Genomic DNA, 8,403 nt, shown 5'->3' on the forward strand with positions numbered 1-8,403 from the left:
CAGCTCGAACCGGAGCACGGACGGGCGGCTGACGCTGCTTGCATCATTGTTTCGCTCGGTTGCGACGAAGATCGCGCCGTCCTCTCCGACGGTCACGCCCTCCGCATCCGGAATCCCCGTACCGTCGGGGTAGCGCAGTTGATAGGAATCGAGAACATTCGCTGCTCCCACCTCGTCGAAGTCGAGCACGTACAGGTGTCCGTCACCGTTGTGCACGACGTAGGCAAGGCCGTTCTCGTCGAAATCGGCGCCGGAGATGTCACCGTCGAACGTATTCGGCTCGTCCGCGGTCGCGATGCTCTCGACGGGCCAGAGCCAGGGCTGCGAGTTGACGGGCTCCTGCTCTCCGGCGGGGATGTTGGGCATGTTGCGGGTCGGTTCTCCCGTTACTTCGAACTCGCCCGTCATGTCGGGGATGCGCCCCCAGGTGGTTGCAGCGTGTCCGTCCCAGGTGGTGATGTCGACGAGTTCGCCGTCCGCGTCGAACAGACGCACAGAGTCGTTGCCGCCCAGCCCGAAGCCATCGTCGTCGGTGTCGGTGTAGATGCTGAAATATCCGTGCGATTCGATGGAGGTTCCTTCTGGAAAGACGATCGGATCGTGCGAATCGTCGTCGTCGAGAATCGACCATCCGGAGATGTCGACGCTGTTCTCCCCGTCGGTGTTCGCGAGCTCGACCCAGTCGCCAACGGGGTCGCCGTTCGACTCGACCTCGTTGATCACGATGGGTGAATCGACGGTTTCGACCGGCTCCTCTTCCTCCGCCTCCCGGTTCGCCTCTCCGGGAGTCGGGGCAGTCAGCGTGAACTCGCCGGCGCCGTTCGGCAGGCGTCCCCACGTGAGACCGGCCCCGGCGTGCGAGGGGTACTCGTGCGCATCGACGGCGATACCTTCGTCGTCGAAGAGGTTGACGGCGTCGCCGCCGCCCAGACCGAAGTCGAAGTCCGTCTCCTCCTCCAACACGAGGTAGTCGCCGGGCTCCAGTACGGTCCCGTCTGCGATGACGGCGTAGTCGCGATCGAGGTCGTCGTCGGTGAACGACCACGAAGACAGATCAACGCTTGTGTTCGAGGTGTTGAGCAGTTCGATCCAGTCGAAGGGCCCTCCCTGCGAATGGATCTCGTTGATGACAACACCGGAAGGATGGTCGGCTTGAGTGAGCGGGAGGGCGCCGGCCGCAGCCGTCGGCGCGAACAGCGCCGCGCCTCCCAACAGTGAAACGGCAGTCGCCGAAGCGAGCAGGGATACAGGACGGTTCATGAGACGCTTTCTGCGAGGGGACAGCGGGAACGTCCAGAACCTATTGCCGAAGAGTGACTACGAATGATGCGGTCGGTGAACGGTGGATGAACCGACCGTCACGGGCGCCTCGGACGCCTGGCAAACTGGGCACATGTCCGCCGCTGTGATCACCGTGCCCGTTGCAGTGCTGGACAGAGCGAACCAGCGCGTCGGAGAAGACGCCACGGACACGCTCCATCGCGTCGTATCGCGTGCCGAGCGACTCGAGTCGCTCGGTCTTCCGCGGATCTGGGTGGCGGAGCACCACGCCGTCCCGGGTATCGCGGGCTCCGCGCCGGCGGTGTTGATGGCGGCCGTGGCGTCCGCGACTTCGCGCATCCGAGTGGGTGCAGGGGGCTTCATGGTGCCCTCCCGTCCGCCACTCGTGACCGCTGAGCACATCAGCACGCTCGAAGCGATGCATCCGGGCAGGATCGATGTCGGGCTCGGCAATTCACTCGGCTTCACGGCTGCGGTGCGGCGTGCTCTGCGGCAGGAGATCGACGATCGCGGGGACTTCGAACGGGATGTTCGCGAGGTGCGCGACTACCTCGCGGGCACAGCGAGCATCACGATGCAGCCGCGTGCTGTCGGATCGACGCCGCTCTTCGTGCTCACAGGAGGCGGCCGAGCGCCATTCGCGGCCGAACAGGGCATGGGCCTGGTGCTGGGCGGCCCCGCCGGCGCAACGGACGCGATGGCTCAGGCCGCAGCAGCGTACCGGCACGGCTTCAGGCCCTCCGCTGCTCACTCGGTCCCGTACGTGATCCTCTCCGTACAGGTCGCGGTCGCCGGTAGCGAGTCCGCGGCCCGTGCACTGGCGTTGCCAGAAATCTGGTCGCTTGTCATGTCGCGCTCGACGGGAGTGTTCGATCCCCTGAGGTCCGCCTCGGCTCTGGACGAGAACGCGCTCAGCGACCGAGAGCGGTCGCGTATCGAACGGGGACTGACGGGAGTCGTCTACGGCACTCGCGACCATGTCGCTCGCCGTCTGCAGTCACTCGTCGAACGTACGGGAGTCGACGAGCTCATGGTTACCAACGCCATGTGGGACCTCGATGGTCGTGCCGAGACGGATGCGGCGCTTGCTGCAATGACCAGGGCGGGCGACGAACGCCGGCGCTGACGCGGTGCCTACCGGAAGATCACCGTGCGGTCGCCGTCCGCAAGAACACGGTGCTGAGCGAACCAGCGCACGGCACGGGTCAGCGTGCGCGATTCGACATCCTGACCGATCTGCTGCAGCTGGCGGGTCGTTTGCGAGTGGTCGACCCTGACGACGTCCTGTTCGATGATCGGGCCCTCGTCGAGGTCGGACGTCACGAAGTGCGCTGTCGCACCGATGAGCTTGACACCGCGATCGTGCGCCTGCCGGTAGGGGTTCGCGCCCTTGAAGCCGGGGAGGAACGAGTGGTGGATGTTGATTGCTTTACCGGCGAGCGCTTCGCAGAGGTCTTGAGAGAGGATCTGCATGTAGCGAGCGAGCACCACGAGTTCGATGTCCTCGGATTCGACGACCTCGAGGATGCGCGCCTCCATCGCGCGCTTCGACGCCTCGTCGGTCACGGATCGATGCTCGAAGGGGATGCCGTAGAAGGCCGCGATGGGCTGCAGCGTTTCGTGGTTCGCCAGCAGCAGCGGAACGTCGATCTCCAGCTGTCCCTCCCGCTGCCTGAACAAGAGATCGCTGACGCAGTGCTTGGCCGTTGACCCGAGCACGAGCGTGCGTAAGGGACGACCGACATCATCGAGCTGCCACTGCATATCGAAGTGATCGACGACGGGGCCGAGCTGGCGTTCGAAGTCGATCCGGGGCGCGTCCGCCTGCACCTGCAGCCGCATGAAGAACCGGCCGGTCGACGACGCGAACTGCTGCGACTCCGTGATGTTGCCTCCGCAGGAGACGATCGCACCCGAGATCGCGTGGACGATACCGGGGCGGTCGTCGCAGGCGAACGATAGAATCCAATGATGAGCGGCCATCGGCTCATTGTATCCGGCCCGGCGATCTATGCTGGAACGATGCCCACCCGTGCGAAGCGAATGCCGATGGCGGCGCTTCTGACCCTGTCGTTCACGATTTTCGTGAACATCACGGTCGAAATGCTGCCCATGGGGCTCATGCTGCCGATGAGCAGGGATCTCGGGGTAGGCGAGGAAACCATCGGTCTGCTCGTGACGGTGTTCGCATTCACGGTCGTCCTCACATCGACAGTGCTGATCTGGCTGACGAGGCGGATTCCGCGTCACATGCTCGTGATCGGAGTCCTGATCATCTTCGGGCTTTCTTCGCTGGCCGTCGCCATCGCGCCGGGGTACTGGGCGATCGTCGCGATGCGGATCGTCGGTGGCCTTGCGCACGGAGTGTTCTGGGCGGTCGTCGGGTCGTACGCCGCCTACCTGGTGCCGAAGGAGGCGCTGGGGCGAGCCGTCGCCATCGTGAACTCTGGCGGATCGTTCGCCTTCGTGCTGGGTGTTCCGCTTGCGACGCTGCTGGGGCAGGTCGTGGGCTGGCGTTGGACGTTTGCGGTGTTCGGCCTCCTGTCGCTCATTGCATCCGTCGTCGTGTGGCGCCTCCTGCCGCGCGTGGATCACCTTGCGGATGACGTCGTCGCACAGACCGGTCCGGTGGAGGTTGTTCCGGGGGATGTTCCAGGGCGTTCGACACGACGTGCGAGAACCCTGGGACCCGTCGTCGCCGCGATCGTCGCTGTCACGCTCGTCATGATCGGACAGTACGCCGTGTACACGCACATCACCCCGTACCTCGTGCACCAGGGTGGGCTGCCGGAAGTATGGCTGAGCCCGGTGCTGCTGATTTACGGCGTGCTCGGTGCCGTCGCCGTACTCGCTCTCTCGATCTGGTTCGGGAAACGGCCGACGTTGGAGGCCATCGTGTGCCTTGCTGCGATCGCCGTCGCCATGGTCGTCCTGGTCGCGGTCGATGTTCTGCCGCTCGTCATCGGTGCCGTGCTGCTGTGGGGCCTCGCGTTCGGTGCCGTCCCGCCGCTGCTGCAGACGCGCATGATGCAGGCGACGCCGACGAGGTGGCTGCAGCAGGCGATGGCCTGGTACACGACCGGCTTCAACATCGGCATCGGAGGAGGAGCGCTCCTCGGCACCGGCATCATCCTCGCCTTCGGATTCGGTGCGCTGCCCTGGGCGCTCGCCATCGGCGCGGTCGCGGCGATCGTCCTCATGGCGGCGACCGCTCGCCGCTAGCGAGACGTTGAGTTTACGCGTATTCAGCGAGCTATTGAACTCACCCGCTTCTTTTTTCGTTGATTGTGCTGAACTGCTTCGAAATTGCCGCTTCGCGAGTAAAAAAGAAGCATTTCGTGAGATGAAGCGAACTCCTGACGACCTGCCGGTTGCCGTCCCGTCTGTCTGCGGAATTCGCGCCTAACAGTCAGATTTCTCCACAGCGGTGGGCAGGGACCGGGCGCGGCGAGTGGAGGAGCTCTCACACTGGGTGGCATGCAGCGACTCATTGACGACGTACGTGGACTGGGAGGAGCCGCGCCGCGCGACCGCTTGAAAGCTCTCGGGTATACATCGAAGGCGCTGTCGAAGGCAGTGAGGGCCGGCATCGTACTCGCGGTGGGTCGCAAGTGGCTGGTACTGCCGGATGCTGACTCGCGAATCCGTACCGCGCTCGAGCACAGGGGCCTTGTCGGAGGCGCCGCAGCACTGCAGTCGTACGGCATCTGGGTCACGCAGAGCGGACTCCACGTAGTCGCGGTAAAACGCAAGGCTCACCTCGGACCGCTGGAGCCTGATGTTCAACGCGTGCAGTCGGAATTCCGGGTGGATCCCTCTGCACCCTGGCGCGTTACAGTGCTGGACGCGCTGGTGCAGTATTGCCGTAGAGCGGATCGGTTTGATGTGATCGCGACAGTGGACAGTGCGCTGCATCGTCGGGCACTGAATTCCGCGGGGCTCGAAGCGTTGCGTCGCCGGCTCCCCGCCCGCTGTCGTGAATGGCTTGATCGGGTCAACGGTGACGCGGAAGCCGGCACCGAGAGCATACTGCGGGTGGCCTGCGAGGACGAGGGATGGTGTGTGCAGATCCAGGTGTCGTATCGAGGGGGCCGGCTGGACTTGGTGATCGACGGATGGCTGTGCATCGAGGTCGATGGTTCGGAGTTCCACGATGTGGGGAAGCAAGCGAGCAGGGACCGCCGACGCAACACGCAGCTTGTTCGAGACGGATACAGATGGCATCGATTCGGATACGCGGATGTTGTGCACCGACTCGACGAAACGATCGAGGTCATCCGCATTCTGCTTCGTCAAGGTCGGCCGAGTATCGTGCAGGACTCCTGAGAGCAGGCCTCCTGCCGCACGGTGCTGGTGAGCGTAACGTCCTGTCGGTTTCGACAGTCGACCCGGTTCGAACTGCTTCTTTTCTTGCGAATTGTTCTCAACCGCTTACTTTTTGCCGCTTCTTTGTAAAAAAGAAGCACTAGGGGTCGAGAAGCGACTGATCGAAAGCCATGCGGCCTTGTGCGAGTGCATCATCAAACCGCGGCGTGCTGAACTTGACAATGGAAAGTTGCCGGTGGCAAGATTAACATGTGAACGAATCTACGACTCCCTACCACCACGGATCCCTGCGCAGATCGGTGCTTGACCGTTTGGCCGTGGTCATCGTCGAACGCGGTGCCGCAGGCGTAACGATCAGGGGTTTGGCGACCGACGTCGGTGTGAGTCACACCGCGGTCGGTCATCACTTCGGAACACGGACAGGGCTGCTATCGGCGTTCGCCGCCGAAGGCTTCGATCTCCTGTCCGAAGCGCTCTTGAAGGTTCGCGACGAAGGGGAGTTTCTCGATCTCGGTATCGCCTACCTGCGGTTCGCGCTCGAGCATCCCGCGCACTTCTCGGTGATGTTCGAACCGAAGCTGCTCGACTACGACGCCCACGCTCTTCGCGAAGCGAGCCGGCGAGCATTCTCACTCCTGCAAAGAGGCAGCGACGATTTCGGCGGTGCCGGAGAGCGAGAGTCCACCGTGCCAATTCTTGTCGCCGGGTGGGGAATGATGCACGGCATCGCGCAGCTCGCCCTTGCCGGTGTCTTCGATGAGGGAACGCTGCGAGAGGCCATGGGCGAGGTCGACGTCATCGATCTCGCCCGACGGGCCGGGCGTCTCCTCGAGCCCCCAGCTGCCGACTAGCGAATACACATCGATTACGAGAGGGTCCCAGTCATGTCTCCTAGCGCACTTATCTCATGCGGCATCGTGCTGTTCACCGTTGTCGGCATCGCTTACGGTGGCACGTTCCTCCTGCGTGTTTTCTCGGGCGACGTGCCCACGAACGCACTCCAGAAATCTTCCTTCCGAGCCGGTCACGCCCACGCGGGGATGCTCGTCACGCTTGGCCTCGTCGTACGGCTCCTGACACAGCAGGAGGGAGTCCCGGCCTGGGCGGACACGCTCGGCACGGGAGTGCTCGTGGCGGCCATCCTGATGCCGCTCGGGTTCTTCCTCTCGGTCATCGGCAAAGATCCGCAGCGGAGGAACGGCTGGCGCTGGTCGATCTACGCGGGAGCGGCATCCCTTTCCGCAGGAGTTGTGGGAGCCGGGGCCGGTCTGCTCACCGCCGGAATCGCGGCCCTATAACAGTTCCGCGCAGACACTGCGTTTCGCGGGTCGAGTCGCTACGATGGAATCTGCCGCAACTGGCGCTGAGGTGGTTACCACCGGGGAGCGGCAGCACTAACCGGTCGCGCGCCTGGGCCACTCTCTGCCGCTTGGTAGATATTGATCCGCAAGGAGAACCATGTCTGATCGCCTGCCCTCGACGTTCAACGAATCACTCGCTATCGTCGACCCCGAAATCGCTGAGGTACTCGAGAACGAGTTGAACCGTCAGCGCGACTACCTCGAGATGATCGCCAGCGAGAACTTCGTGCCGGTTGCGGTGCTCGAAGCAGCCGGCAGCGTCTTGACCAACAAGTATGCGGAAGGGTACCCCGGTCGCCGCTACTACGGTGGCTGCGAGCACGTCGATGTGGCCGAGCGCCTCGCCATTCAGCGCGCCAAGGACCTCTTCGGGTCGAAGCACGCGAACGTCCAGCCGCACTCGGGCGCAACCGCGAACGCCGCAGTACTGCACGCGATCGCTCGCCCAGGAGACACCGTCCTCGGCCTTTCGCTCGACCACGGTGGCCACCTGACACACGGCATGAAGATCAACTTCTCCGGCCGCCTCTACAACATCGTCGCCTACGGCGTCGACCAGGAGACGAGCCGCGTCGACCTCGATGAGGTGCGTCGCCTCGCGCACGAGCACAAGCCGAAGGTCATCGTCGCCGGTTGGAGCGCATACCCTCGCACGCTCGACTTCGCCGCCTTCCGGGAGATCGCAGACGAGGTTGGCGCGTACCTGTGGGTCGACATGGCGCACTTCGCCGGCCTCGTAGCCGCTGGCATCCACCCGAGCCCCGTCCCGCACGCCCACGTCGTCTCGTCAACCGTGCACAAGACCATCGGCGGCCCCCGCTCCGGCTTCATTCTCACGAACGAGGATGACATTGCGAAGAAGCTCAACTCGGCCGTGTTCCCGGGCCAGCAGGGTGGGCCGCTCATGCACGTCATCGCGGCGAAAGCGACCGCTTTCAAGCTCGCGGCAGAGCCCGAATTCAAGGAACGTCAGGAGCGCACCGTTCGCGGCGCGGCCATCCTCGCGGATCGCCTGCAGCAGGATGACGTTGCGCAGGCGGGCATCACCGTTCGGTCCGGTGGAACGGACGTGCACCTCGTGCTGGTCGACCTGCGCGATGCAGCGCTCGATGGCAAGCAGGCGGAGGACCTCCTGCACGAGATCAACATCACCGTTAACCGCAACGCCGTCCCCAACGACCCGCGCCCGCCCATGGTGACCAGCGGCCTCCGCATCGGCACTTCGGCACTTGCTACGCGCGGCTTCGGCGACGAGGAGTTCACCGAGGTCGCCGACGTCATCGCGCTCGCGCTGCAGCCGGGAGCCGACCTGGATGCGCTGCGTGCCCGAGTGCAGAAGCTCGCGGCAGATCTGCCGCTGTATCCGGGCGTTGGCCCGAGCGGTCAGCCGGCGCCGGTGCACGAACTGCACTCCAGCGTTGCTCGATGACTGCCA

Annotated in this window: 8 protein-coding genes and 1 riboswitch; of the genes, 6 read left to right on the forward strand and 2 right to left on the reverse strand. The window is 64.3% G+C overall.

The window, feature by feature from the left end:
* On the reverse strand, nt 1–1,260 hold a 1,260-nt coding region (locus Q0O95_RS12060; protein WP_293698999.1), incomplete at its 3' end, for a lamin tail domain-containing protein.
* Between the two features lie 133 nt (nt 1,261–1,393).
* On the opposite strand from Q0O95_RS12060, the gene Q0O95_RS12065 reads away from it, so the two are divergent.
* On the forward strand, nt 1,394–2,407 hold the full coding sequence (locus Q0O95_RS12065; RefSeq protein ID WP_293699002.1) for an MsnO8 family LLM class oxidoreductase: 1,014 nt from the start codon (nt 1,394–1,396) through the stop codon (nt 2,405–2,407).
* 8 nt (nt 2,408–2,415) lie between these two features.
* Here Q0O95_RS12065 and purU read toward each other — a convergent pair whose 3' ends face one another.
* The gene (gene purU, locus Q0O95_RS12070; RefSeq protein ID WP_293699005.1) at nt 2,416–3,264 is read right to left on the reverse strand and encodes a formyltetrahydrofolate deformylase; all 849 of its coding nucleotides are present in this window, start codon (nt 3,262–3,264) and stop codon (nt 2,416–2,418) included.
* Between the two features lie 39 nt (nt 3,265–3,303).
* Here purU and Q0O95_RS12075 point away from each other — a divergent pair, with 39 nt between their 5' ends.
* The 5 genes from Q0O95_RS12075 to glyA all read left to right on the forward strand — a co-directional run bounded on the left by Q0O95_RS12075 (nt 3,304) and on the right by glyA (nt 8,397).
* The gene (locus Q0O95_RS12075; protein ID WP_293699008.1) at nt 3,304–4,503 is read left to right on the forward strand and encodes an MFS transporter; all 1,200 of its coding nucleotides are present in this window, start codon (nt 3,304–3,306) and stop codon (nt 4,501–4,503) included.
* Nucleotides 4,504–4,758: 255 nt separating this feature from the next.
* Nucleotides 4,759–5,607: a hypothetical protein gene (locus Q0O95_RS12080; RefSeq protein ID WP_293699011.1), complete on the forward strand. Its 849-nt coding sequence runs from the start codon at nt 4,759–4,761 to the stop codon at nt 5,605–5,607.
* 251 nt (nt 5,608–5,858) lie between these two features.
* Nucleotides 5,859–6,458, forward strand: a complete 600-nt coding sequence (locus Q0O95_RS12085) for a TetR/AcrR family transcriptional regulator (protein WP_293699015.1) — start codon at nt 5,859–5,861, stop codon at nt 6,456–6,458.
* A 33-nt stretch (nt 6,459–6,491) separates the two neighbouring features.
* Nucleotides 6,492–6,905, forward strand: coding sequence for a hypothetical protein (locus Q0O95_RS12090; RefSeq protein ID WP_293699018.1), 414 nt, complete (start codon nt 6,492–6,494; stop codon nt 6,903–6,905).
* 45 nt (nt 6,906–6,950) lie between these two features.
* Nucleotides 6,951–7,030, forward strand: a riboswitch (ZMP/ZTP riboswitch).
* 35 nt (nt 7,031–7,065) lie between these two features.
* Nucleotides 7,066–8,397: a serine hydroxymethyltransferase gene (gene glyA / locus Q0O95_RS12095; protein ID WP_293699021.1), complete on the forward strand. Its 1,332-nt coding sequence runs from the start codon at nt 7,066–7,068 to the stop codon at nt 8,395–8,397.
* The last annotated feature ends 6 nt before the right edge of the window (nt 8,398–8,403 follow it).

The sequence above is a fragment of the uncultured Agrococcus sp. genome, assembly GCF_945915485.1.
GTDB lineage: Bacteria > Actinomycetota > Actinomycetes > Actinomycetales > Microbacteriaceae > Agrococcus.

Bases quoted from the DNA above. Each gene is read 5' to 3' on its own strand.
- Q0O95_RS12065 (WP_293699002.1), top strand. From the start codon at position 1,394: ATGTCCGCCGCTGTGATCACCGTGCCCGTTGCAGTGCTGGACAGAGCG.
- purU (WP_293699005.1), bottom strand. From the start codon at position 3,264: ATGGCCGCTCATCATTGGATTCTATCGTTCGCCTGCGACGACCGCCCC.
- Q0O95_RS12075 (WP_293699008.1), top strand. From the start codon at position 3,304: ATGCCCACCCGTGCGAAGCGAATGCCGATGGCGGCGCTTCTGACCCTG.
- Q0O95_RS12080 (WP_293699011.1), top strand. From the start codon at position 4,759: ATGCAGCGACTCATTGACGACGTACGTGGACTGGGAGGAGCCGCGCCG.
- Q0O95_RS12090 (WP_293699018.1), top strand. From the start codon at position 6,492: ATGTCTCCTAGCGCACTTATCTCATGCGGCATCGTGCTGTTCACCGTT.
- glyA (WP_293699021.1), top strand. From the start codon at position 7,066: ATGTCTGATCGCCTGCCCTCGACGTTCAACGAATCACTCGCTATCGTC.